Raw genomic sequence first — 26,208 nt, forward strand, 5'->3', positions numbered from 1 at the left:
CCAGAAACCTTAACCGACTGTCACGAAACAACTTAACAAAAGCACACTCTAAACAATTAGTACCATTCACCTTGAGATTGTCTGACCAGATTCTGGCAGCAGAAGAAATACCTGCCTGGAGAGAGGGAGTACAATGATCTGAATTTTCTGAAACTTCACCCCCCAGATTCTGGTATATTCAGTGAGTGACCTGAGGTTTGAATTCAAATCGTGACAACTACCAACATCAAAGCGGGATTCCTCCGTGAATGAAGACGATGCGGCGCAAGTCCGAAGTTGCCTGGATGGTAATACAGAAGCGATGCGCGCGTTCGTAGCCCGGTTTCAAAATATCATTTTTGGATTGTGCTACCGCATGCTGGGACATCGACAGGATGCTGAAGATGTCGCCCAGGAGGTCTTCGTGCGGGCTTTTCGCAGCCTTCACCAGTGGGATCCTGACAGAACACTGAAACCCTGGTTATTAACCATCGCCGCCAACCGCTGTAGAACCTTTCTGAGTAAACGTGCCCGGCGTCCTGTTCCCTCAGAATTTGCCGCTGACCTGGCCATCAGTCAGTCTGTAGAAGAGTTGCAGGATCTTGGCGAAGAATTACAGAATGCCATCAGCCTGTTACGCGATGACCATCGCACATGTTTTATTTTATTTCATCAGGAAAATATGAGCTGTCAGGAAATCGGAGACATTCTGGACCGTCCGGAAGGCACGATTAAAACCTGGTTGCACCGTTCCCGACAGGAACTGGCTGCCAACTTACGACAGCGGGGAATTGTACCAGAGGTCCGATATGAATCTCGTTGAATATCAATCCAGACTGGAAATGATGATCGAAACACGAAACTTCGATCAACGTTCGCGACTGGAGCAGCTTGCGACATCTTCACCTGAGCATCAGCGTCTCTGGGAAGACTTTCTCATCCTGGATACTGCTGTACCAGCCTGGCAACAGACACTGCCTGAGATTGACCTGATCGATGAAGTGCTCGCCCAGTTAGATGCAGCGCATTTATCAGCTATGGAGGGAATCCAATCCCGAGAGCTCCCGTCTCCGCGCACAGGATCAAAGGTTCGTCAATGGTCTGCCAGCCTGTTCGTCGTTGCCGTGTTACTGATTGCAATCACTTTGAAGTTTTCGGGAAATCAGGTAGAAAATGTTGTACCCGAAACCATCCCTGCCAGCGCCGTCGTGATCCCCGACTCTCCTGTTCCTGCCCTGGCACAGTCACAATCCAACCGGAGTTTTAATCAACTTCTAAAGAATGCCGGCGCCGCTTCCTGGGGACTGGCACAAAGTACTGCTGGCACTATGACTGAAGCAGTGAGCCTCGTTCCAGTCACGGCCCCCTTGCCTGAAACAACAGACCCCCTTCCCCGAGAATCGAACTGGGTCGATGATATCAATCTTGAGATGCAACCAATCAAAGACCAGATCAGTCATGCCTGGAATTTTATCATTCATTCAGTTCCCGAAGAATCAACAAAAATTTAACGAATTGAATAGACCGAATCTCAACAATCAGATCGGTCTGGAGTTGTTCAGATATGAAGCTAATGCAACCGTTTAAATTGACATCGCTCAGCCTGACTCAAAAGCATGTATTCGTATTTGTTTTGGTTCCGGTTATCTTCTGCCTGGCAGTTGTGTTTCCCGCCAGAGCAGCTGAGCCATTGAGCCAGTTGGTTGATGAGCAGGCCGGGATCTACCTGGAAGCCACTGATCTGAACTCCCATGTGAAACAGTTTCTGCTGTCACCTCTGGTGAATCGCTTTCGGAAAACTGAGGTTTTTCAAACCTGGCTGCATTCACAGGACGTTCTCCAGTTGAAGCAGGGATTACGCGATATTGAATCGGTAACCAGTCAGCCGTTACTACCTCTCTTGAATCATTTATTTGGAAAGTCGGTCGGGCTGGCGATTTTCAATCATGGTCCAAAACAAAATCCCTCCGTGCTCCTGTTGACCACGGTTCAGGATCCCGCCGCTGTTCAGAAGCTGGCGGAAGACTGGTTCAAAAAAACCGACATCAAAGTCACTTCCGGTACGTTCCAGGGTACAACCTGTTTTGAGGTCAGTCAGCAGGGCGATCCCTCTGCGCCTGCGGTCATCTACGCGTTTCTGGATCAAACCCTGGTAGTGACAGACAGGCGACAGAACCTTGAATCAACTATTCGCCTGTATGATCGTCAGCGACTCAAAACACAAACACCGGAGACGCAGCCGAGTTTGTTCAATCTGGAAATGTACCGTCGCGCAAAAGAAGTATTGGCCCAGGATGTCACGGGGTCTGTTTTTCTGAATCCCCGGGCCTGGGATGAACATCTCAAGCCCCCCCGAAATGAGATCGAACAGGGGGTTGTCAACTGGTGGAATAAAACGGGGGCGCTGATCGCAGGGTTGCATCTGAAAAACACAGTCGCCCTGGAAACTGTGATTCTGTTTAACTCCGAAGCCATTGATCTACCATTGTTAAAAATTCTCCAGACCCCTGCCGAAATACCAGATCAATACACACTGATCCCGAAAAAAGCGCTGGCAGTACTCACCGGACAAATGAATGTGAACTTACTGACGAACAAACTCGTCAGTTATTATGCGGAAAAGAACCCGGAAAAATGGCAGAAATTCCTCGCAGTCAGCACAGGACTCCTGGGGGGACTCGACCCCGTGACAGAAGTCTCAAAAGTTCTGGGGCCCAGTGTTCTGTTTTATTCAGTGCCTCGTGAAACCCTCTCTTTTGATGCGATTTCCTTTGATGGTCTTGTCGCGATACAGCTTTCCGCTGCGGATTTGGAGCCGGGAGCAAATGACAAAGGCAACTATCAGTCTGCCATTAAAAATGTCGCAAACTTCCTGATGAACAGCATGCTCAGCTCTCATAATTCAGAAACGCCCCACGGCAAACAACCCTCAATTTTAAAAATCGAAGACCATGATCAATATCATATGCGGTGGATCGAAAGCCTCGGCCACTATCAGCCCGCTTATGGAATTAACGAGCGCCAGCTTGTCTTTGCCAGTTCCCCAGAACTCGTCAGAGAATTCTTTACTCTGAAATCAGAAGAGAGTCTGGCCGCGTTACCATTATTTCAGTCCTGGAAAGAGACCTTCTTCCGGGAAGAAAAACAACTCTGTTTTCTGAATATCGCTTCGATCAGAGCATTCATCGAGCAGAACTCTGATTTTCTTGCAGAGCAACTTTCCAAAGGGCATGGCGGAGATCTGGAGAAAGGCAAAAAGAAACTTGCCGGGTTGAAAAGTCTGCTCCAGTCCTTTGATGGGCTGTTCTTCGCAGCCGGCCTGCAGAAAACACAGGTTCGAGTCATCTTCGGCCTGGGCTCACTGAATTCCGCTGAGTGAAAGCCCCGCTTCTGTACACAATTCTGAACATGCCAGCAGAATTCGAACCTGATAATCAACACAATCGGGACAACTACGCAATCGGCAGGCTCGATCACGCTTATCAGTGTTAATTATTTTAAACAAACTACCCAATCCCGATTTTGGTGGGAATAATTGAGTAAGTTAGTTCCACTTTTCTATTCTGGCCAGAATTAAATCAAAATCGTGGAGCGTTTTTTACAAAATTATGATTCGGGAATTGAAGGTTCAGGGTCAACCGTCATGTATCAGCGTCTCAAACTGTCTGATTTGCGTTGGATATTACCCATTCCCGTTTGTGTTCGAATTACTTCAGACAACCATCTCCCCTCGAAAAAAGGCAATATTTAAATATGGTAAATCAACTTGATCCCCCATCTGAACTGGTTGTAGACCGTCGTCGTGTCAGCCGCAGAGATTCAGGCAAGAAAGAAGCCATTCATACAAAGCATGAAGTGGTCGACCAGCGCAAAATTGAGCGTCGACGTCAGATCGATCCCACAACCTGCGAACGCGATTACAGCGATCAGGAAATCGACTTCATGAAAGCCATGGACGACTACAAACGCCGCAGCGGTCGGCAGTTCCCGACCTGGAGCGAAGTCCTGGAAGTACTACACAGCATGGGTTATCGCCAGGTGGCAGAGCCAACTGATATCATGCTTTAATCTGCATCCCCCGCAGAAAATGATATCATGAACCCTTACAAGCGAGATGCTCATGCATGGCATCTCGCTTGTTTTTCTTTCAGGGCTTCCGACCGATGATGACTAATGTCAAATCATCATACTGTTCCGCCTGACCTGCGAATATTCTCACCGACTTTAGAATCTGCTCTCCTAACTCTGCAGGGTTCTGATGGGAATCCAGAATCACGGACTTCAATCGCTCAATCCCAAACTGTTCGCGTTCTTCGTTCATCGCTTCCGTGACACCGTCTGTGTACAGAATCAACTTCTCACCCGGTTTCAGATGATGCTGGATGGACTGATACTCATAATCATCCATCACGCCCAGGGGTACGCTCGGATGATCACCAGACAGCTCTCTCAGAGTGCCATTGGCTTCCAGCAACAGCGGTTCCAGGTGTCCCGCGTTGACAAAAGACACCAGGTCCTCTGCCAGCGCAATCTGCCCCAGAATAAATGTGATGAACCGCCCGTCATGAGCTGCTTCATCAATATGATGATTCACTCGATGGACGGCATCTGCAACATCAGTGACGAATTCTACCGTACTGCGAACAGCACTGCAGACCCGCGACATCACCAGTGACGCGGGAACCCCCTTCCCGGCAACATCACCCAGTGCGAACCAGATCAGAGAATCAGTGGTTTGAATAAAATCGTAATAATCTCCTCCCACAGCACGTGCCGCTTTATAGGAAACAAAGAATTCATAGCCCGGTACCTGGGGGATTTCAGCCGGTAACAGCCCCTTCTGTACGCGCGCTGCAATTTCCATCTCATTATCGTAACGCTGTTTTTCCACATGCGAGATCATCAGTCGTGCACTCTCATAAGAGAGCGCTGCCTGCCCGGCAATCACCATCAGCAGTTCCAGGTCATCGTCCGTAAACATCTGACCGGCCAGTTGGGTGTCCAGGTTAATAATTCCGATGACGCCGCCATCCAGGCCGATCATCGGCGCACACAAAATAGAACGGATCGTCAGAGTGGAAACCGATTCACTTTTCTCAAAACGTTGATCGTTAGTTGCATCCGCAGACAGGACTCCGGTTTTATTATCAGTGACTGCCTTCAACACTGTCCGACTTAACTGCAATGCTTCCAGGTCATCTTCCCGGCGATGACGTATAGCTTTTGGGAAAAAACGCTGATTGTCATGGTCTCGTAATAAAATACAACCTCGGTCCGCGGCGGGAAAGATGTGGAATAACCCTTCCAGTACGCGCTCGGCCATCGAATCCAGATCGGTTGCTGTCGCAATCGTGCGGCTGATTTCCAGAATCGCTTTCAATTTGATTTCGGGTTTGATTTGAAAGCGATTCAGACCAGTGCCTGATTCAGATGCCCGTAATATAGTCGATTTATCAGTAGCAGGAGGCCGGACAGAAACATTTTTCAGAGAGGGAATTAAGCCATAAGAAGTCAATAGCCCTTCATGCTGAGAGTTTTCGTAATCCTCATCACTGGAAAACTCCAGCAGGAACGGGCCGATCGAAATCTGATCTCCGGTCTCTAATACAAGCGGGTCATTGACGGGCACATCATTGACGAAAGTCCCGTTACCACTCCCCAGATCTTCGATTTGATATTCGCCTTCTGGAGAAGCGGTAATGCGCGCATGATGACGGGAGACAATATTCGATTTAAGACAGACTTCGCAGTCTGGATGCCGTCCCAACGTCACCTGCTTCCCCTTGATTTCCAGTCGAGAGGAGTCGCCATTATTTTGCAGGAACAGGCTGGCGGACATGGTAGAGACAATCGGATTAAAATAAGAACACAGTCACCTTCAGGAAACACGCCCGAAGGTCATTATCGTAATATCATCATTCTGAGGACGACCATTAGCATGGCGGCGGACATCTGCCAGAAGTGCCTGTCCTAACTCTGCCGCATTTTTGTCGCGATTGTCCTTAATAAACTTCCGCATCCGATCCAGGGTATAGAGTTCCCCTTCCGGATTCATCGCTTCGTCCACGCCATCGGTGAACAGTACTACGATTTCCCCAGGCCCCAGATCCCGTTCTACGACTTCAAACGGGAAACCTTCCATCACCCCGATCGGTACTCCAATACTTTCTTCAGGGAACTCATCAATCGAGCCATCAGGCTTGAGGATCATTGGAGACATGTGCCCCGCATTCACCAGCGACAGACGATTCCTGTTCGTATCCAGAACCACAAGCACATAAGTCACAAAACGCCCTTCGACGGCACTGTCACACATATGATCGTTAATCGCATCGACAGCTGGTCCGACTTCATGCACAAAACGCAATGTATTCTGCACACAACTTGACATGCGGGCCATAATCATTGCCCCGGGTACTCCCTTTCCGGCGACATCGCCAAACGAGAGGCCGATCATCTCATCGGGTAGCTCAAAAATATCATAGTAATCGCCACCAACTGCCTGTGCAGAATCATAAGATGCAAAAAATTCATAACCGTCGACTTCCGGCACTGAACTGGGCAATAACCCCTGTTGTACGCCGCGGGCAATGTCCATTTCATTGTCCTGCTTCTGCTTTTCCATGAAAGACGTCATCAGCCTGGCACTTTCATAAGATAGCGCTGCCTGCCCGGCGACGGACATTAACAGATCCAGATCTTCTTCCTGAAACTGTTGCACGGGATTCTGTGTATCGATATTAATGACGCCGATAGGTTCTTCCGCCAGCCCCAGCATGGGAACACACATCATGGAACGAATCGATAAATTCGAAATCGATTCACTGGCATCAAACTGCGCATCGCTGGCTGCATCCGCTGATAAGATACCCGATCTTTCCTCGAGCACCTTATTCACAATCGTTCGGCTCAACTTGACTGTGGCATCCTCACCTTCACGGCGATGCTTGAATGCGCGGGGCAACATCTCACCGTTATGTTCATCCCTGAGTAAGATACAACCCCGGTCAGCTGCAGGAAAGATGTGAAACAGAGTGGTGAGAATCTGTGGCAGCAGTTTTTCGAGATCGACCGTACCTGCCAGGCTGCGGCTGATTTCGATCATGGCTTTTAATTTTGCTTCCGGTCGAATATCCAGGCCACCAAATCCACCGCCCCCGGAAACCGCCCCCATGATGGTGGCTCCGGCATCACCGTCATCCTCATCATTCGAAAAACCGATATCAAAGCTGCTGTCGATCGTCACTCCCGATCGCTTTGGTTCCGGCTTCTCATCTGATTCAAACCGGAAGAGAATGGGGCCGACTTTCAAGCGATCATCGTGAGCCAGCCGGGTTCGGCCTTCAATCTTTTTCCCATTAACAAACGTTCCATTCCCGCTCCCCAGATCTTCGACGTAATACTCGTCACCTGCACCAGCGACCTGAGCATGACGCCGCGAAACCATATTCGAATCGAGTTGAATCTGACAGTCAGGATGTCTACCCAGAACCATCTCAGATTCTGTGAGTGAGTATGAGACCGCTTGACCAGCCTGCAGCATGACCAGAGTAGCCATATGGGAAGCCCTTAATGAAGAAACTAGAATGGATATGATAAAAATGGGATATGCATCATATTTTAAATAGCATCTGTCCCTGATGCAATCACTTCATGACATCCGGAATACCGATTAGTTGCCAAATATCGTCTCTACATTACCCCGCAGCACTAGTTTCCCGAGTTCGATTGCCCGTTGTTCTGACCAGTTTCTCGCGATTACAAAATCGCTGGCCAGTACATTTGCCAGCACGCGACGATACATACGGAACTTAGGCAGCGCAAACTCCAGTTTGTACATATCGCTGTAGTAACCGATCTGCTTGGTCTTGGGAACTGCTTCCAGACGACTCTTACAGTCAAACGTAATGAACGCCGGCGTATTCGAGTACCACCAATGTCCGTTGATGACCACATTCGGAAAAATCCAGCTGTAGCTGACCAGCTCCTGATTGCTGGTACTGGTCAATACAGAAACAGGAAATGTGACTTTGGGAAATGCGTTGAACAGTTCCTTATACAGAATCAGAGAAGTCCGCTTGTCATACAGATCCTGTCCCTGATACACACCTGCTTCGTAAACACGACGATTCACGCCAATCATCAGATCGAAAGGCAGATGATGTTCGGCACAGTACTCTGCCAGAGTCCAGAACACAAACTGGCTTACGATTTTCGACTCGTCGTCGGTAATCTCATCGCCAGCAAACAGAGATCTCACAATAGGATCGACCTGATCTGCAGTCACCGCAATCGGATTGAAATCGGGCGGTAATGAAATCGCACAGGCCCGCGCCCCCTTCGAAGTGAAATGATCAAATAACTTGCCAACCGCATCTCTTAACGTTTTGGCACAGCCGACGTCCAGTTTTGTCGCTTTCGCCAGGCGTTCCCGGGTTTCAGATTTTGCCAGATGAAAGACCAGGTCATCTGTCCGCAGACAGGGAATATAAAGATTAGTATCAAAGCCTTCCAGTGGATCGTCGAAGTCATTCGTCAGGAATACCTGCTCTAGACCGCTCTGTTTTAAAACCTGCTGTTCCCAGTCGGGTTGAGCCATCTTCTCAGCAGCGGTGTCATACAGTTTCTCCCAGTTAGACGCTGTGATGGCTTCCTCTTCGAAGCCGAAAAATTCACTGCAGATATCCAGTAACCAGCTGAGCTGAATCGTATTATCTAGATCCCCCAGTTGCGTCACCAGACGTCCGACTTTTTCTTTGGGATCGATACCTGGTTCTTCAATCACTTCACGAGGCAGACCGGCAGAATGGGCCAGTTCGGTGTAGTAATGATACCCCATAATATCCGCCAATGTGGTGGAAGCCGCCGAGTGGGGGTTAATATGGGTATGAGGGTCAATCAGAACCAGACTCTCTAATTCAGTAAAGATACGTTTACTCAACTGTTCAGACATAATGCGTAGATTCCTGCTGTGTTCAAATTAATAATCGCCCGAATCCGGTTTGGTATGACTCTTCAGGGGACTGTACCCCAAAGATTGATTTCGGGCTGCAACGATCTGGCGGAATGAGTTGTCGCGTGTTCCGAATATAATCAGTCAGACCTTACAGTGCAATCAGGTGCCCCCTTCCTGCAGGATGCCTGAGTCTGAAACGAATGCCAGATCGAAAAACGGCCCCCAATTGGTAAATCAGCCCTGGCAAGAAGCGTAAAAAAAGCGACCCTGCGAATTAAATCGCCGGGTCGCTGGAAATGGTACAATTATTCTTCGATCTGCCTGGCTTATTTGCCGGCGCTGGCCTGCTGATTCGGGGAAACAGGAGGTGGATTGAAGCTGTTGAGCAACTTGCCAGTCTTTGCATCCCAGACACGCAGAATACCATCTTCGCCACCCGCGATGACAATCGTTTCATCCCGGCTTCCTGCGACACTGTAGACGTAGTCTGTAGAGCCTGACAGATTGCGGTAGTTTGATCCATTCGTCGTCAGATGCATGCGAACGGTCTTATCACCACCACCACTGACAATGTTGTCCCCCAGTCCCAGGAAGGCGATCGAGGTGACCTGCTTGGAATAACCTGAAATCGTCCGTTTCTGTTCGCCGGTTTCAATATTCCAGACTTTGATCACATTATCGGCACCTGAGCTGACAATAGTAGATTCATCGGCTTTCCAGGCAACATCCAGAACGTGATGCGTGTGACCTTCAAATGATTTCACGAATTTACCGGTCGCAACATCAAAGATTTTGACGAATTTGTCAGCAGCTCCTGTCAGTAACGATTTGCCTGAACGAGAGAAGCGGACACCAAGTACCGTATCGCTGTGTGCTTCTCCCAGCTTCTTCACGAGTTTTCCCGTGGTGGCATCCCAGATCGTAATTTCACCACTACGGGAAGGATCACCACCACCGACAGCAAGCAGTTTGCCATCCGGGCTGAAATCCAGACAGAGCGCCCGGTTGGAAATTGGTGAACCACCAACTTTCGACGGATCTTTTTCATCGGCCCCCAGTTGAGCAACCAGAGTCCAGACCGGTTGAATACTCTGTACCAGAACCGTTTTGTCAGCACTACCTGAAACAACCGTTAATTTGGACGTATAACCAACTACTGAGACAGGAGCTGTGTGCCCCCCCAGTGTATCCAGTTCCTGACCGGAAGTGGCATCCCAGATGCGAACCATCTGGCTGTCATCACCAGTGGCAATCTGCTTACCGTCTTCGGAAAAAGTGACCGACTTCATGGGAGTCAGAACCGCGGCCTGTTTCTTGGCTTCCGCCAGAGCAGCATCAACAGCTGTGGCTGTTTTATCGATTTCAGCTTTTTCTTTCGTTCGTTCTGCCAGTTGCCCTTTGATTTTGGTAAGTGTTCCTTCCGCAACTTTCACAGATCGTTCAGATGAAATCACTTTTTTCTCAGCAGCAGCAACCGCATCCGTCAGTTTTTTTGCTGCAGCTTCTGCGTCAGCGACTTTCTTATCAGCGGCTTTCGTGTCTGGCTTTGCCTCTGCCAGTTTCTTTGCTGCAGCAATCGCAGCAACCGCTTTGGGTACAGCCTGCCTGGCAGTCGCGATGGCCTGCGTTGCCGCTTTTTCATCGGTTGTCTTTTTCTGCTGGGCCGCGGTCAGTTTTTTCTGAACTGCATCAAAGGCTGCCTGATCTTTAGCGACAGCATCTTTTTTCTTTGCTTCGCCTTCTTTGTCGGCTGCATCTGGCTTGATCGCATTCGCATCATCCAGAGCTTTTTTCGCGGCTGCCACTTCTTTTTCTACAGCGGCAATCGCAGCCTGATTGGCATCGTTCGACTGTTTTAATTTCGCTTCCGCATCAACAACTGCTTTGTCAGCAGCTACCTTCTGGGCATTTGCTGCCGCAACTTCATCTTCACCCTTTTTCTTATGATCTGCCAGCAGTTTTGCCAGCTCCGCTTTGGCAGCCGCCAGTTTCTTGGCTGATTCGTCTGCCTTTTTCTTTTCTTCTGGCACAGCTTTTTTAGCTGCTACCAGTTCTTCATTGCGTTTCTTTAATTCTGCTTCGCGATCTTTGACATTTTTATCAGCGGCTTTCATGGCAGCATCTGCTAAAGCGACTTGTTGCTTTGTGACCGTCTGAGTCTCTGTTGCCAGAACCATCTGACGTTCCTTGCTCAAATCGCCACGAAACTCTTTCAGCATTTTGCCATCAGCAACCTGCCAGATTTTTCCGGTCCCATTCGCAGAAACGGAAACCAGTGTCTTGCCATCAGCGGTGACATCAACATCGGTTACCGGCGCTCCATGGTTGATCGAACGAATTTGCTTTTTCCCGGCCAGATCCCAGACTCGAACCGTTCCATCTTCACTGCCGGACACCAGTTGTGTGCCAGCAGGCATGATCAGCTTCACAGAAGAAATCGGCTTGGCATGTCCTTTGAGTTCATACAGGGCAGCAGGAATTTCTGGTGCTTTTTCTCCCTTTTTAGGGGCAGGCAGAGTCAAAGGCCAGGCATAGATTATCTGATTGGCAGCACCAGCGATCACCTGTGTTCCATCTTTACTGATGGTTAAGGCATTGATGACTGCAGGTGTCTTCATTGTGGAAATTTGCTTTCCATCAGCGACATTCCAGACTCGCAAACTCTGATCAGCAGATGCTGTGACGACTTTGGTACGATCCGGAGTGAATGCCAGTCCATTAATTTCTCCCGCATGCCCTTTCAAGTCGATCAGTTTGGTGCCTTCCGGTAACTTCCAGAGTGAAGTCGTATTATCAGCGGTTGCAACAGCCAGCACACTACGATCGGCATTCAAAGCCAGGCCTGTGACAGCAGTAGGCAGGTCGATCTGTTTAACGACATTTCCAATCGACTTCTTCCAGAGCTTCACAACACGGTATCCACCTGATGCCAGCAGGCTGCCATCAGAATTGAAAGCCAGTGAATGGACAAAATCGCGATGGGCGGCTCCCAGCGGGTAAAATGGTTTTCCGTCTTTCTGTAATTTTGACAGCGCGGGATCATTGAGCGTGGCAACTTCTGCTCCCACTGCCAGATCATAAATGGCAATCCGGTTTGCACGACCAGCGGCCGCATAACGTGCCCAGGGAGACAAAGCGGTACTGTAAATGGAATTCAAATCGGGTGGCAGCGACTGCCAGGCAACTCCGGCATCGGTCGATTTACCGCTTGATTTGGCACCTTCCAGAATCCACTGACGTAATATCCCCACCTGCTGTGGCGTGAGGGCTTTCGCGCCCACTTTGTTTGGCAGCGGGGGCATAAAGCTCTCTTCCGTGCGGGAAGCGACGTTATACAGATAGCTCTCATCAGGTTTACCGGGCACCACAGAGGCGCCACTGTCTCCCCCTTTAATGAGATCTTCCACATTCTCCAGAACCAGCGAACCTTCTTTTTTCGCTACGTTGTGGCAGGCAATGCAGTTGGCATCGAGAATCGGAAATACATCTTTCTCAAAACTGATAGGACGCCCCAGTTCCACCTTCGCAGGCTGGATCGGCTTTTCTTCCGCCGCTGTGATTTGGCTGCAGATTAAAACTGCAGTGATGATGACACTTAAACTGGCAAACCGGTTCCGCATAACATGCCCCTCTGATATCGCTGATGAAACAGTTGGATCAACAACCAACCGCCAATGTGTTCTGAATATAAAAATACGGTTTATTTTACTTGGTTACTTTTAGCTTGATGGGTGCATCGACCAGTGCTTCTCCCTGGAAGTCGGCCTTCGCCCTGACCACCATGTTCGTCAGATCCCCTTCAGTCGCTTCTGCAGATGCCTTAATGGGGATGGTGGCTTCCGTTTTATCTGCTGGAATCTGAACCGTATCGGCGGTCACTCCAGTGACCCCCGGTGGTAAAGGCAACGTCAACTCAACAGGACCTTTGAAATCATTGATGCGTTTAATTGTTGCTTTGACATCAATCGCAGCTCCTTTTTTCAGTGCACCACCTCCGGGCACAGCGAGTGTCAGAGTCACCGGTGCCGGCTTGACTCGGATCACCAGCGGGGTGGAAGGCGCATAGACTTTAACCGTCTTCGCAGCAGCCGCCTTTACTGCCGCCGCCACTTTGGCGTCAACCGCTTTCTTCGCTGCTTCCGCAGCTTTGACTGCGGCAGTCGCTGACTTTATTTCCTCTTCCGCTTTTGCCTGTTCGGCTTTTTTCTGCTCAGCTGTTTTATCCGTAGCTTTTGCAAGGTCATCGCGTTTTTTAGTGACAGCAGCCAGAGCCGCCTGGGCAGCAGTCAGTTTTTTAGTAACTTCTACCTGCTCCTTTTTCGCTTTATCGACCTTTGCAGGATTGCGACGATAAGAGACATCGACGGTCGACTGCAGATACGTTGTATAAACACCAGGCTTGGCATTGTTGTTGACAAACAGCTGAAATAATTCATCTGCTTTGCCTTTGGCAATCGTTTTATTTTGTACGGTAATATTGCTGTTTTTGGGAATGCCATTCCAGGCGAGTGCTACTGCATTATCAAAGCCGGTGCGCTTTACCACTTTGACGGGAACCAGTATCTGGCGTCCCTGATTGACACTGACTTCAGCGACATCCGCAACGACCTGATAAGGTGCGACTTCATCAATCACCGATAATGCCAGCGAACGGGCAATTCGAGAATCAGCACGCACATTATTCGCGGCGGGCCGCAGCACAGTGGCAGCTCGCGCGACGCGTTCCAGTTTCGCAGCAGCGGCTCCAGCGGTCCCTGTGATTTCAATTTCACCGGACCACTTCTGGGCGGATTCATCCGCTGTCAGAATCATTTCGGCATTGCTGTCACCACTGCCAATACTGGCCGCTTTACAGGTGACCCCAGGTGGCAGACCTTTGACGGACAGCTCGATGGTTTCATTAAACCCATCCTGCCTCAATGCCATGACGGCAATCTTGCAGCTGTCCCCTTTTCTCAGTGAAATTGCCGCTGGTGAACCGCCGGTATTGACGGCCTGTGGATACAGCGGCAAAGCTACCAGCCGAAAATCAGGCTTGGGTTGTCGAATTACAGCCCGATACACCATCCGGGGATTCCCACGGGTTTCAAACTGCAGATCACGCAAGGTCACTCGGTATTCACCATCAGCGGGTGCTGTAAACAGGTAATAAGGGTCGTCTGTCCTCGTATCAAATAATTTACCACTCAGATCGGCAAAGACAGTTGTGGCACCGACATTGGCCAGTTGTTTAAATGTCTCTTTGCCCTCTTTGTCTTTGGTTACCTGTTCCACCACGATGACAGGATCCATGACGATCCCGTTGCGCTGACCGAATACTTCGATCGAATATTTCTCTTTTGCTTTACCGGTAAATCGAAAAGAGTCGACATCATTTTTCACTTCAAACTGCCCTACCAGTTCACCGGGCAAAGTTAACGTTTCTTCTTTAGTCTGCTCATCACGAACAATACTACCTTCGGCATAGTAGATCGTCATCGGATTGGAATTTCCCGCGGGTGTCGCCCAGACATAGGAGTAACCGTCTGCACTGACTTCATGAGGGAACCCCTGCTCTCCCATTTTCAAAGTAGTGGGCTTTGATGGCAGAGTGATAAAAACATTCACTTCCTGTAATGGTTCGTCGCCGATACTCCAGTCCGAAATTTTCCCGCCCGGCAGGTTGTAACCGTACAAGGTATAGCTACCGGTTGTTCCAGGAGTTCCCGAGGGGGGCATGATGAATTCGATATGCGGCTTTTTATGAACACTCAATCGATAGACATTATCAACGCCACCAGCATAAGTCAGATCGTGGACTTTGATTTTATAAACCCCATCCAGGGGCAGCGTCAGATTGATGTAAGGATCGTTGCGAAACGTATCGCGCTCACTGACGAGACGCCGCTGATCAGGCCCATACAGTTCGACGATGGCGACAGCAGGTGAATCAATGCGGGCTGCACGGCAGTCAATGGAGACCTTGTCCCCTTTTTTGCCTGTGAATGAATAATAGTCGACATCCGTCGCACCGTTGAGCAAGGCATTCATTACCGAATCCAGTTCCATCGGTGTTGCCTGATCATCTTTATTGTTAGGCTCAATTTCGGTTTTCTCGGGCAGATCTCCCACCACAAATGATCGGGGATTGCTCAAGCCATACAAGCCATTCGCGCGGACATCATACACGCCGGCAGGAACATCATTACCAATCTTCACCAGGAACGTATTGGCAACGGGAATCTGCTTTCCGTTACTGTCCTGCATTTTAGGGACGGCTTTGATATCCGGATGACTGAACCACAGGGCATTCAACTCATCCAGATCTTTCCCATTCGTCACCCGTACTTCGACAGTCTGTCCTTTCTGTCCTCCCGAAGGATTGACGGAATAGACAATCGTCTGAGGCAGTTGAGCCTGGAGCGAATGAATGCTGGTTAAGAAAACCAATCCCAATCCTGCAGCAAGAAAACAGACAACCTTCGTGGTTAAACGACGACGGTCAAAAAATCGCGTATGCATCATAATACTGCTACCAATTTTCTGGATGGAATTTTCTGGGAGGAATTCAGGAGGGAACCCGTAATCAACCCGTTTCACATCGGCAAAAACGAAATCGATACAGATTATCTTAAGTTTATTGTAAAAAAGCGGATCACCATTGTCTAAACATAAAACAGTGGTCAGCTTGAATTTCAGAGACTTTTCGCGGAATTCATGATCACTGGAAAGCGGCGTTCGCTGCGAACAAATGCCATCAGCACACCGGGCTGGTATACTGATGGCATGAAATGTTCGCTGCCAACGCACCTTAGTGGTTGAACAGGAATTCCTTGGTATTGATCAGAGCCCAGATGATATCTTCGTAGGCAATCTGAGGTTTTTCTTTGTGTCGTTCAATATAGGACAGGGCAAATTTCATTTCCTGTTCCTGTGGAGCACGGGAATAAACCCAGCGATACAGTTCCTGAACTTTTTCCTCGTTGGACCGTTTCGTATCCTTGGCGAGCAAGGCGGCACGACTTGACGCACCTGTAATCTTATCCTGAACTTCTTTACTGTTCAGCAGATGCAGGCTTTGCGCCAGGTTGGCGCTCTGGGAACGTTCACACTCACAAGCAGTATCCGCCTGGGGCTGACCAAACACCTTCAAGAAGTAAGGAGCCGAGGTAGCGTCCGTAATCTGAATGGCTTTCGTTTCGGCAGGCAGACCTGAAAAACGCTGCGAGGAATTGGTCACCTGATGGAAAACATCATACAGCACTTCCGCTGTTAAACGTTTTGGATAGTACCGCGAGAAGTTCTGTTTGTCTTTCAGGTTGTACTCGTTAGGCAGCGAACTGAGTTGATAGGCATTGGAACGACAGATCGACCGCACCAGTTCCTTCATATCGAAGCCACTTTCCACAAAATGCTTGGACAGTCCTTCCAGCAACTCAGGGTTAGCAGGAGGATTAGTAGCTCGCATATCATCTTCCGGTTCGACAATGCCGCGACCAAAGAAGTGTTTCCAGTAACGGTTCACAAGTGCTTTTGCGAAGAACGGATTATCGGTTCGTGATAACCATTGCACTAAAGCGACACGGGGATCACGTTCGGGACTTAACTCCAGAGGTTGCATTCCCAGTGCCGTTGGCTTCAGGTTTTCACCAGAACGTATATTCTTCGCTGCAGCCATCCCTTCTTTATGGAAGATGCGTTTATCACGGAAACCGCGTACTCCAATGGATCCAGCAGTGGGATCTTTGGTTCCGACCCGACTGAAAAATGCAGCCAGACCATAATAGTCATCCTGACTCCATTTCTCGAAAGGATGGTGATGACAGCGTGCACACTGAATTCGGAGCCCCAGGAAGAGTTGAGCCGTGTCTTCCACCTGTTCTTCAACAGTGTTGACTTCACGATACCAGACGACAGCCGGGTTCTGACGAAACTCACCAGAGGCAGACAGAATCTCACCTACGAATTCATTGTAGGGTTTATTCTCATACAGGCTGTCCCAGATCCACTGATAGAAGGCATTCGTGCCGGCAATGTCAACAGGCTGCAATTTTTTGTTACGCAGTACCATATTCCATTTGTTGGCAAAGTAATCAGCATACGCGGGACTGTCGATGAGTTTATCAATCAACTTATCACGTTTGGCAGTGTCTTGATCAGCCAGGAAGGCTTTGACTTCTTCTTCGGTCGGTGTCGTTCCTGTGATGTCAATGTAAACACGTCGCATGAACGTGGCATCGCTGGAAACCGGTGAGGGAGGAATCCCCAGAACTTTCAGTTTGTTGAAGACAGCTTCATCAATCAGATTACGTGATTCGGGGAGAGAAGCAATTTCGACACCCAGTGGAATCGTAGCGCGGAACGTTGAAACCTGCCCCTGATAGCGGGCCATGATAGCAACTTCACCAGATAAGGTCAGCGTTTTGACCAGACCTGTTTTATTGACTTCAGCCATTTCTGTGTCATTGGCTTCAAACAAAGCCATTCGCGTGACGTCTTCGGTCGATCCGTCAGAGTAGGTTGCGATCACGGAAATCTGCTGCTCTGCTTCCTGTTCCATTGTGCGGGTGGGAGGGAAACATTCGATGGAAACAACCTTGCGGTCATTTTCACTCCCATAAGGCATTCCCTGCTCGATCCAGCGATACAGTAATCGATACTCGTATGAGTCAGCTTTAATCAGTTTTCCACCACCGTGCGGTGTGACTCCAGTCCCCTTCATCAATAACAGGCTTTCCGCCGGAGAAGAAGGAAACAGGCGTCGTCCCCGGCCTTCTTTGACCAGAAACTCATAATCGTCTCCAGGATAAAAACCCAGTAACGACAGTTTAAAACCATTCTGTCCGCTGGCTTTGCCATGACAGCCGCCGCTGTTACAGGTCAGTTTGGTAAAGATCGGCACAACCTGATTTTTAAAGTTGATTGCTTCCGGAGTTGAGATCCCCTGCACTGCAACCGGAATCGAAACAGCTTTGCCATTCTTTGCTGTCACGGTCAATGTCGTCTGACCATCTTTCAGTGGAGTCAGATAACCATCGCTGGAAATGGAAGCAATACTCTGATCGGCGACAGCATAAACCACATCGCGGGTCACATCCTGCTGTTTTCCATTTGAAAGCACTCCCGTGACGACCACCTGTTGTCGTGAGTCAGGACCTCTCAACTGAAGTAATTCTTTTCCGCCAGGATGAGGACCAACCTGGAGTTCTTTGAAATCCACCGGAGCGACGGCAGCAGCAGGTGCAGCCTCCACAATGGTCACTGCGTTTCCAGAGAAGAGTGACAGAGTCAACACTCCACACAACATAAGGACCTGGGGTGTCCGAGAGCCATTAATTCGGAAATCCATACGTCAACTCCTGTGCAACTGGTTTCGTTCTTTACTTCTGGCCTGGCAGCGATCAGGTTTGGCGCGATATCACGCAGACCATTAAAAGTATGATGTTTGAAAGACGCTTGCTGTTGGTTGGTTTTTTCAGGTAAGTTTTTTAGGTAAGTTAACCAATCAGTGTTTACTGAGTGGTTCAATTTTGCGGGTCAGGAAAAAGCCTTTAAGTACAAAGAACTTTTCCTAAGATATTCAATGTATCAAAGTTTATTTAATTGTCAACGTTTTAACATATCATCTAAATGTTTTATGTTTTTTTGTCCACTTGAACGCAAAAACGAGGCGCATCGCAATCACGCGGAACTTTTCACCTGTCATATCCGATAAGTCCTTCAAAACCCGCGTAGACCTCATATTCCATAGGCCGTTCCTGGCAACCGGAAGCCTGTAAATCAGCCTGGCTGGCATTTATTTCGAGGGGAATCAGTCCGTTCTTTTAAAATCGGGATTTCTTTGATTGCCAGTCCAACTCACTTCTATAGAATAAAGTTAGCATAGATTTTCCGACGGGAACTGCCTGCTGGAAAATTTTTTAAGTATTCGTTTATCTAAACTTTCCAGGTGGCTTCAAATCGTACCAATGTCTGATCCTGCTCACGCTGACTCGACCATCCCTAACATTCAACGCGTCTTCGAACAATTACGGGCGGGCAAGCCGGTCATTGTAACTGACTCCAGCGAGCGGGAAAATGAAGGCGATTTTATTGTCGCAGCCGAAGCCATTACGCCCGAAATCGTTCAATTCCTGCTGCGTTACGGGAGTGGCGAACTCTGTGTTTCGCTGCCGGAAGAAGTAGCAGAGCGTCTTCAACTGAACCCGATTGTCGGCCCGGAAGAAAATACAGCCCCTAATCAGACCCAGTTTCTGATTCCCATCGATCATAAAGACAGTGGTAGCGGTGTCAGTGCAGAATGTCGGGCCATTACGATTCGCGCCCTGAGCGATGAACATGCACAGGCAAAAGATTTTGTTCGCCCGGGACACATTCATCCACTGCTTGCCAAACAGGGTGGAATTTTACGTCGGGCCGGCCATACTGAAGCGACCGGTGACCTGCTGCAGATGGCTGGCTTGAAATCAGTTGGCGTGCTGATCGAAATTCTCAGCCAGAAAGGCTTCGGCATGGCCGACGCCGACGAGCTACGGGAAATCTCAGAACAGTTCGACATCCCGATTATCTCGACAGCTGAAGTCATTCGACATCGTTACATCAGTGAGAAACTGGTTCATCGCGAAGTCGAAGTCCCCATCAACACCAAAAACTATGGCACGGTTCAGGTCATTGGCTACTCGGTAGAACACGAAAGCCAGCAACCGGTCGCTCTGGTCTGGGGTGACCTTGCTTCCGTGGAAGCACCGCTGATCCGCATGCATTCATCCTGCTTTACAGGCGACCTGCTGGATTCGTTGCGTTGTGATTGTGGCGACCAGTTGCATATGGCCATGGCTGCGATCAATCAGGCAGGAGCAGGTGCCGTCGTTTACCTGCCTCAGGAAGGCCGCGGGATCGGCCTGATTCCTAAACTCAAAGCCTATGTGCTGCAGGACGAAGGCTACGACACGGTCGAAGCCAACATTCAATTAGGATTTAAGGCCGACAGCCGGGATTTCACCGTGGGCGTTCAGATCCTGAAAGATCTGGGACTGACCAAAGTCCGCCTGCTGACTAACAACCCCAAGAAAACCGATTCAGACGTCTATACGGGCTTCGACCTTGAAGTAGTAGAACAGGTTCCGATCGTCGCCCCTCCCCATAAAGATCGGGAATTCTATCTGCAAACCAAACGCGATAAGATGGGACACATCCTGCCCACCACTCCCGCCGACTGAAGCTTCTTCATTCGCTGAATCGCCGAGCCGACAGGAACTCAATCGGTAAAGACGTTATACCAGTTGTCGCCAGGTCGGCCAGGATTTCTCCCATGACGGATGCAAACTTGAATCCGTGCCCTGAAAACCCGGCGCCATACACAACCCGCTGATTCGCGGGATGCCGATCAACAATGAAATGCCCATCGGGAGTCCGTGTGTACATACAGACGGCGTGCCGCATTGGATGCGGGTTCAGCGCAGGCATCACTTCTTCCACAAAACGGGAAACGCGGGGCACATCAGTCTCATGGAGCGAGCGGTCCACATGGGTTGGATCTCCCACGATTTCGCCGCCTGCGTGCTCGGCCAGTTTCACAGATGCTCCCTCCAGTGAAGGAAAACCATAGAACTCTCCCTCAGGCATATCAAAAAAGAAACTCCCCCGGCCCGCATCCAGATTGTAAACCGGCTCACGAACGGAATTCCAGAGCAACACTTTCCGTACAACTTCCAGGGGCAATGGTAATCCGCTCAGACAGCCGCTGCTCCAGGGACCCGTCGTCACGATCAATGACGCAGCGGTAATCTGCCGCTGATCGGTCGTGACTTCGATCAACCGCTCACTGACTTTCACATCCAGAATCTGCTCATTCAGGCAAACCGCTGCTCCTTGTGCCTGCGCACATTCCAGGTGAGTCTGCACACACTTTTCCACATGCAGAAAGCCGGCCTCCGGTTCGTGTGTCACTTCAAAGCCTTCCGGAATGCGAAACCCGGGAAATCGCTCTAGCGCATCCGCAGGAGAGACACTTTCCACTTCCACTCCATAGAGCTCCTCTGCCAGGTGCACGCCTCGGATCACTGCGCCCTCAGGCGGTCCCGCCACCATCAGACCACAACGGTTAAACAGTGATTTGCCTGAAGACTGCTCCAGATCGTGCCACAGTTCATAAGCACGCTGTAGCAGCGGAATATAATTCGGGTGCTCAAAGTATGCTTTGCGGATGATGCGCGTCTCGCCGTGAGAACTGCCCCGGTCATGCGCGACACCAAACTGTTCAACCCCCAGAACATTCAACCCGCGTTTCGACAGATGGTAGAGCGCACTACTGCCCATACCACCCAGCCCCAGTACCAGATAATCAACATGATGTGCCATAAAAACGCAGCGATCTATCTAAAGAATCCGTTTCCGCAACAGACCGTGATTATCGTTTGCCAAGACTGCCAGCGTCAATCTTGTTTCTCCAGACTCAAAGGCACCGCGCATAAAATTACCGGGTGTTCAAGAATTGACAGTCAACCTACCCCACATACACACTGACCATCAAATTGGAACACCCGGTAATTAATCACTTCACAGAAAACCATCAAAGTTTGATCATTTTCTGTTCTTAAAGACCTGACACAACTTCACTCGGCTTGTCACTTCACGGAACAACCCAAACAAGCCGGAGTTGTTGCAGCAGAATCTGTTATCGTCGTACTCCTTCCTCACCGCAACGCACACACGCACACACGTACACAGCCACTGACAGCCAGCCCGAATTTCAATCTGATCGATTGAAAAATCCCCCCCTGGGCTACTCTGCCGTCAGCAGCAGTTTTTTTCAGCCTCTGATTAACAGACCAGACGCGCCGCTTCGACCACCGATAAAGTTCCCCGGATACCAGCATCAGGCAGGCCCTCGCCGTCCTGATCCTTTCCCGGCCCTTTGATCACCGGTTGCTTTTCCAGGCCTTCTTCTTCCTCGAGTAACTCAGCCCGGATAACTCGCAGATCACCCGGTGCATCAATACCAATTTTGATGGAACCCTTTCCCGTCCGAATCACTTTCACAAGAATGTCATCACCAATTCGGATTCCCTCAGCTAACTTCCGTGTCAAAACCAGCATTGTTGTCACTCCTTTTATCTTTTAAATCTCATTTACTGATGTGATATTTGGTTTACCTTGTTGCAATCCAGCCTGTCCACAGGTGATTGCCCTGTCTGATCAAGGGTATTTGCGATTTGCGTGCCAATGTCAGTTTTTTTAACACAAGAATCACGCAAGACCTTTATTCATAAAGGCTTATATTTATTCATCCATTTAAATTTTTGATTCCCGCAGGATGGTTTTTTCAAAAAACTGTCGCCAATAGTACAATTTGCAATCCTCAGAAATCAGAATGAGAACACATTTTTCAAGTTTTCCCGCTGCAGCAATCGATAAGTCAGTAGCTTCGGTTGCATTCTCGGGCAGGGAAAATATACTATTGGGTTCCTCAGCTGGCCGAATCTGTTAATCTGCGGTCACTTTACGTCAATTGAAATCAGCGAACGCTGACTTTTCAAAACACACTAGATAGTTAAAGAGTATACAAATGGGTCAGAAGTGTGATGCCTGTGGCAAGACTCCTGTAGTGGGTAATCGAGTTCGTCAGCGTGGTAAGTATAAATACCTCGGCGGTAACGGACGTCAGACAACTGGCGTTTCCAAGCGCGTCTTCCGCCCCAACCTGCAGAAAATCCGGGTTCAGGATGGCGGTAGCGTGGTCTCCCAGCGTGTTTGCACGCAGTGCATTCGCTCTGGTAAAATCACAAAAGCGGTTGCTAAAAAACCATTTACGCTACCTGCCAGCTAATACCGACTTCCTGCTCTCGAGTAGATCGACCATGAGCACTCAACTCACTCAGGATGAAGTACTGAAAGTCGCTTCACTTTCCAGGCTCAAGCTTTCCGAATCGGAAGTCGCCGCCTTGGGAGAACAGATGGGGTCTGTGCTGAAATACATCGCCATGCTGGATGAGCTGGATACGGCTGACATTGAACCAATGGCACATGCGATAGAAATCTCGAATGTCTTTCGGGACGATCAACTGCAGGAAAGTCTCCCCCGAGAACAAGCGCTATCCAATGCACCTCAGACAGACGGGAATTATTTTCTGGTTCCCGCGATTCTGTAATTGACCGGCGTCTTTACCCTTGAGCACATAAAAGCAATAATCCAAGGCCCGGCTTGCTGACAAGTCGGGCCTTTAAAACTTATATGGAGACTCGACAGTCCATGTCTATCACTTCAGCCACCGCCAGTGAACTGCTGGCGAAAATGAATGCCGGGGAAGTCAGCAGCGAAGAGATTACCGCCGCCTGCCTGGAAGAAATTGCCCGTCGAGACAGCAGTATTAATGCCTTTCTTTCACTGCAGGAAGAAACGGCACTGGAAACCGCCCGCGAAGTCGACCGGAAACGAAAAGCGGGCGAACCGCTGGGAAAACTGGCTGGCATCCCGGTTGCTCTCAAGGATAATATTTGCGCCAAAGGGGCCACCACCACCTGCGCCAGCAGGATGCTGGAAGAGTTCACCCCCCCTTATGATGCCCACATTGTCGAACAGCTCAGAGCGGCAGACGCGATACTGATCGGTAAAACCAACCTCGACGAATTTGCCATGGGTTCATCAACCGAGAATTCGGCCTTTCAAACCACGGCGAACCCGTGGAACACAAAGTGTGCTGCCGGGGGGTCCAGTGGTGGTTCTGCGGCAGCCGTCTCTGCCGGCTTTACTCCCCTTTCACTGGGTAGCGACACCGGAGGATCGATTCGGCAACCGGCCAGCTTTTGTGGAGTTGTCGGACTGAAACCAACTTACGGACGCGTGTCACGATATGGACTGGTCGCATTTGCCAGTTCGCTTGATCAGATTGGCCCCTTCGCTCGCGATATCACAGACGCCGCCCTGCTGCTGGAAACCATTGCCGGAAAAGACCAGCGTGACACCACCAGCCTGGATGCAGAAGTTCCCTCATACACGAAGAACCTGGAAAAACCACTGGAAAACCTTAAAGTCGGCTATATCGAACATCTACACGAAGCAGGACTGCATGAAGATGTAAAAGCCGCGACGCAACAGGCACTCGAGGTTTACAAATCCCTGGGCGCGGAACTCATCCCTGTGGAACTCCCACACGCCAAATATTGTGTCGCTACTTATTACATCATCGCCCCCTCCGAAGCATCCAGCAACCTGGCCCGCTACGATGGCGTGCATTACGGCTATCGCGCGAAACAGTTTGACAACATGATTGACATGTACGCTGCCAGCCGGGGAGAAGCGTTCGGCGATGAAGTCAAACGTCGTATCATGCTGGGGACTTATGCTCTCTCTTCCGGCTATTACGATGCGTACTACCTCAAAGCGCTGAAAGTCAGACGACTGATCCGCAACGACTTTGAACAGGCATTTCAAAAAGTGGATATCATCGCCTCAGCCGTCACCCCAACGCCGGCATTTGAGATCGGCGAACTGGTGGACGATCCACTTGCGATGTACCTCGCAGATATTTTTACGACCAGCGCGAATCTGTCAGGCATCCCCGGCGTATCGATTCCTGCAGGCATGAGCCAGAACAATCTCCCGATTGGCCTGCAGCTGCTGGCACCCCCGCTGGAAGAAGAACGACTGCTGCGTGCCGCCCGGATGTTTGAACGGGAAACAGACTGGCATTTGAAACGTCCAGAATAGCCGGAACGAAGCCACGAGCCACATAGAAGATTAAAACCAGATACTTTAAATACTGAATAAAGGGTAGCGTGACAGCATGGACTATACGGTCATCATCGGTCTCGAAGTCCACGTACAGTTACAGACCAGAACCAAGCTTTTCTGTGGCTGTTCGACCAGATTCAATCCGGACCACCCCAACACTCAAACCTGTCCGGTCTGCCTGGGATTGCCTGGCGCACTTCCTGTATTAAACCGGGAAGCATTTCATCTGGGCATGAAAACCGGCCTGGCAATCAACTGCGAGATTCCATCGTTTACCAAATGGGACCGCAAGCAGTATTACTACCCGGATCTGCCTAAAGCATATCAGATCAGCCAGTATGATCTGCCGATGAGCCAGAATGGGTGGCTGGAAATTGAAATTGATCCGGAAACCCGCGAAACCAAAAAAGTCGGAATCATCCGAGCCCACCTGGAAGAAGACGCTGGCAAAAACAGCCACGATGAATCGGGACGAGGACAGGACAGCAAAGTCGACCTCAACCGCTGTGGCACCCCGCTGATCGAGATCGTTTCGGAGCCAGATCTGCGCTCGGCCCAGGAGGCCCGCAAGTACCTGGAAGAACTGAAACTGCTGCTGACCTACATCGATGTTTCCGACTGCAATATGCAGGAAGGCAGCCTGCGTTGTGACGCGAACGTGAATCTGCATATTCATCAGGAAGACGGTAAAACCATTCCCACTCCCATTGTCGAAGTCAAAAACCTCAACAGCTTCCGCGGTGTTGAGCAGGCAATTGAATTTGAAGTCAAACGCCAGTGGGAAACATGGCAGGAATCCGGATTGAGCCTGCATGACGTTCCCAAAGAAACCCGAGGCTGGGATGCTGACCGGGGAATCACACTGGAACAACGGGGCAAAGAAGAGGCAGCAGACTATCGCTACTTTCCCGATCCAGACCTGGCGCCAGTGACAGTTACCGATGCAGAGCGGGAAAGAGTAAGCGGCGAACTCTGCGAACGACCGGCGCTCCGTCGAGGTCGACTGGAAAAAGATTATCAACTCTCTGTTTATGATGCCGCTGTCATCATCGACCAGGGACTGGCTTTTGCAGACTACTTTGAACGAGTCGCCGCAGGCTGCCAGAACGGAAAACAGGCGGCGAACTGGGTCACCCAGGATGTCCTGCGAGAACTGAAAGAGGGGGGACTGGAAATCTCAGCCTTTTCCATCAAACCAGAAGTACTGGCTGCTTTACTTGAAAAAGTGGAGCGCAGTGAAATCACCACGAAAAGTGCCCGTACTGTATTTCAGGAACTGTTGAAATCTGATCAATCGGATCCCGGTGTGGAATCAATCCAGTCCATCATAGAAGACAAAGGACTGGCGATGGTTACCGATACGGGTGATCTCGAAGCAGCGGTTCAGGCAGTCGTTGCGAAGAACGAGAAAGCGGTCGCGGATTTCCAGGGTGGTAAACAGGCAGCCGTCGGTGCATTAATCGGACAGGTCATGCGGGAAGTGAAAGGGGCAGATCCGAAAGTAGTGCGGGAGCTCTTAATTGAAAAGATGAGTTAAGCAACTCCCGGAACGATAATCTTC

General features: G+C 49.8%; 17 protein-coding genes. 9 read left to right on the forward strand and 8 right to left on the reverse strand.

The annotated features are described in order from the left end of the window. Nucleotides 1-244 precede the first annotated feature (244 nt). The 4 genes from Pan161_RS11135 to Pan161_RS11150 all read left to right on the forward strand — a co-directional run bounded on the left by Pan161_RS11135 (nt 245) and on the right by Pan161_RS11150 (nt 4,047). The gene (locus Pan161_RS11135) at nt 245-802 is read left to right on the forward strand and encodes an RNA polymerase sigma factor (protein ID WP_145226786.1); all 558 of its coding nucleotides are present in this window, start codon (nt 245-247) and stop codon (nt 800-802) included. After that, entirely contained in the window at nt 789-1,490 is a 702-nt protein-coding gene (locus Pan161_RS11140; RefSeq protein WP_145226788.1) for a hypothetical protein, read from the forward strand. The genes Pan161_RS11135 and Pan161_RS11140 overlap by 14 nt, the downstream gene beginning before the upstream one ends. Before the next feature lie 53 nt (nt 1,491-1,543). After that, the gene (locus Pan161_RS11145) at nt 1,544-3,358 is read left to right on the forward strand and encodes a DUF3352 domain-containing protein (protein ID WP_145226790.1); all 1,815 of its coding nucleotides are present in this window, start codon (nt 1,544-1,546) and stop codon (nt 3,356-3,358) included. A 374-nt stretch (nt 3,359-3,732) separates the two neighbouring features. Beyond that, nucleotides 3,733-4,047: a hypothetical protein gene (locus Pan161_RS11150; protein WP_145226792.1), complete on the forward strand. Its 315-nt coding sequence runs from the start codon at nt 3,733-3,735 to the stop codon at nt 4,045-4,047. Nucleotides 4,048-4,126: 79 nt separating this feature from the next. On the opposite strand, the gene Pan161_RS11155 is transcribed toward Pan161_RS11150, so the two are convergent. The 6 genes from Pan161_RS11155 to Pan161_RS11180 form a co-directional block, all read right to left on the reverse strand. Further along, complete coding sequence (locus tag Pan161_RS11155) at nt 4,127-5,818, reverse strand: SpoIIE family protein phosphatase (protein WP_145226794.1); 1,692 nt, start codon at nt 5,816-5,818, stop codon at nt 4,127-4,129. Nucleotides 5,819-5,857: 39 nt separating this feature from the next. Further along, nucleotides 5,858-7,537, reverse strand: coding sequence for a SpoIIE family protein phosphatase (locus Pan161_RS11160; protein WP_145226796.1), 1,680 nt, complete (start codon nt 7,535-7,537; stop codon nt 5,858-5,860). A 114-nt stretch (nt 7,538-7,651) separates the two neighbouring features. Next, nucleotides 7,652-8,932, reverse strand: coding sequence for a glucuronate isomerase (locus Pan161_RS11165; protein ID WP_145226798.1), 1,281 nt, complete (start codon nt 8,930-8,932; stop codon nt 7,652-7,654). A 329-nt stretch (nt 8,933-9,261) separates the two neighbouring features. After that, complete coding sequence (locus Pan161_RS11170) at nt 9,262-12,555, reverse strand: c-type cytochrome domain-containing protein (protein ID WP_145226800.1); 3,294 nt, start codon at nt 12,553-12,555, stop codon at nt 9,262-9,264. Nucleotides 12,556-12,640: 85 nt separating this feature from the next. Then, nucleotides 12,641-15,439, reverse strand: a complete 2,799-nt coding sequence (locus tag Pan161_RS11175; RefSeq protein WP_145226802.1) for a PPC domain-containing protein — start codon at nt 15,437-15,439, stop codon at nt 12,641-12,643. 286 nt (nt 15,440-15,725) lie between these two features. Then, the gene (locus Pan161_RS11180; RefSeq protein WP_232103697.1) at nt 15,726-18,263 is read right to left on the reverse strand and encodes a DUF1549 domain-containing protein; all 2,538 of its coding nucleotides are present in this window, start codon (nt 18,261-18,263) and stop codon (nt 15,726-15,728) included. A gap of 619 nt (nt 18,264-18,882) precedes the next feature. On the opposite strand from Pan161_RS11180, the gene ribA reads away from it, so the two are divergent. After that, nucleotides 18,883-20,133 carry a GTP cyclohydrolase II gene (gene ribA, locus Pan161_RS11185; protein WP_197995830.1) on the forward strand — a complete coding sequence of 417 codons (1,251 nt, stop codon included), beginning with the start codon at nt 18,883-18,885 and terminating at the stop codon, nt 20,131-20,133. 7 nt (nt 20,134-20,140) lie between these two features. Here the strand turns inward: ribA and solA are convergent, their stop codons facing one another. Together solA and Pan161_RS11195 are read right to left on the reverse strand one after the other, a co-directional pair. Next, entirely contained in the window at nt 20,141-21,274 is a 1,134-nt protein-coding gene (gene solA, locus Pan161_RS11190; protein WP_145226804.1) for an N-methyl-L-tryptophan oxidase, read from the reverse strand. Between the two features lie 462 nt (nt 21,275-21,736). After that, on the reverse strand, nt 21,737-22,012 hold the full coding sequence (locus Pan161_RS11195) for a carbon storage regulator (RefSeq protein WP_145226805.1): 276 nt from the start codon (nt 22,010-22,012) through the stop codon (nt 21,737-21,739). A gap of 469 nt (nt 22,013-22,481) precedes the next feature. Here Pan161_RS11195 and rpmB point away from each other — a divergent pair, with 469 nt between their 5' ends. From rpmB to gatB, 4 genes are all read left to right on the forward strand, one after another. Continuing rightward, nucleotides 22,482-22,742, forward strand: coding sequence for a 50S ribosomal protein L28 (gene rpmB / locus Pan161_RS11200; protein ID WP_145226807.1), 261 nt, complete (start codon nt 22,482-22,484; stop codon nt 22,740-22,742). A 31-nt stretch (nt 22,743-22,773) separates the two neighbouring features. Further along, nucleotides 22,774-23,064, forward strand: coding sequence for an Asp-tRNA(Asn)/Glu-tRNA(Gln) amidotransferase subunit GatC (gatC, locus tag Pan161_RS11205; RefSeq protein ID WP_145226809.1), 291 nt, complete (start codon nt 22,774-22,776; stop codon nt 23,062-23,064). Nucleotides 23,065-23,165: 101 nt separating this feature from the next. Beyond that, nucleotides 23,166-24,623 (forward strand): Asp-tRNA(Asn)/Glu-tRNA(Gln) amidotransferase subunit GatA, encoded by a 1,458-nt coding sequence (gene gatA, locus Pan161_RS11210; protein ID WP_145226811.1) that lies wholly within the window; start codon nt 23,166-23,168, stop codon nt 24,621-24,623. 76 nt (nt 24,624-24,699) lie between these two features. After that, nucleotides 24,700-26,184, forward strand: coding sequence for an Asp-tRNA(Asn)/Glu-tRNA(Gln) amidotransferase subunit GatB (gatB, locus tag Pan161_RS11215; protein ID WP_145226813.1), 1,485 nt, complete (start codon nt 24,700-24,702; stop codon nt 26,182-26,184). The last annotated feature ends 24 nt before the right edge of the window (nt 26,185-26,208 follow it).

The sequence above is a fragment of the Gimesia algae genome (assembly GCF_007746795.1).
GTDB classification, from domain to species: Bacteria; Planctomycetota; Planctomycetia; order Planctomycetales; family Planctomycetaceae; genus Gimesia; species Gimesia algae.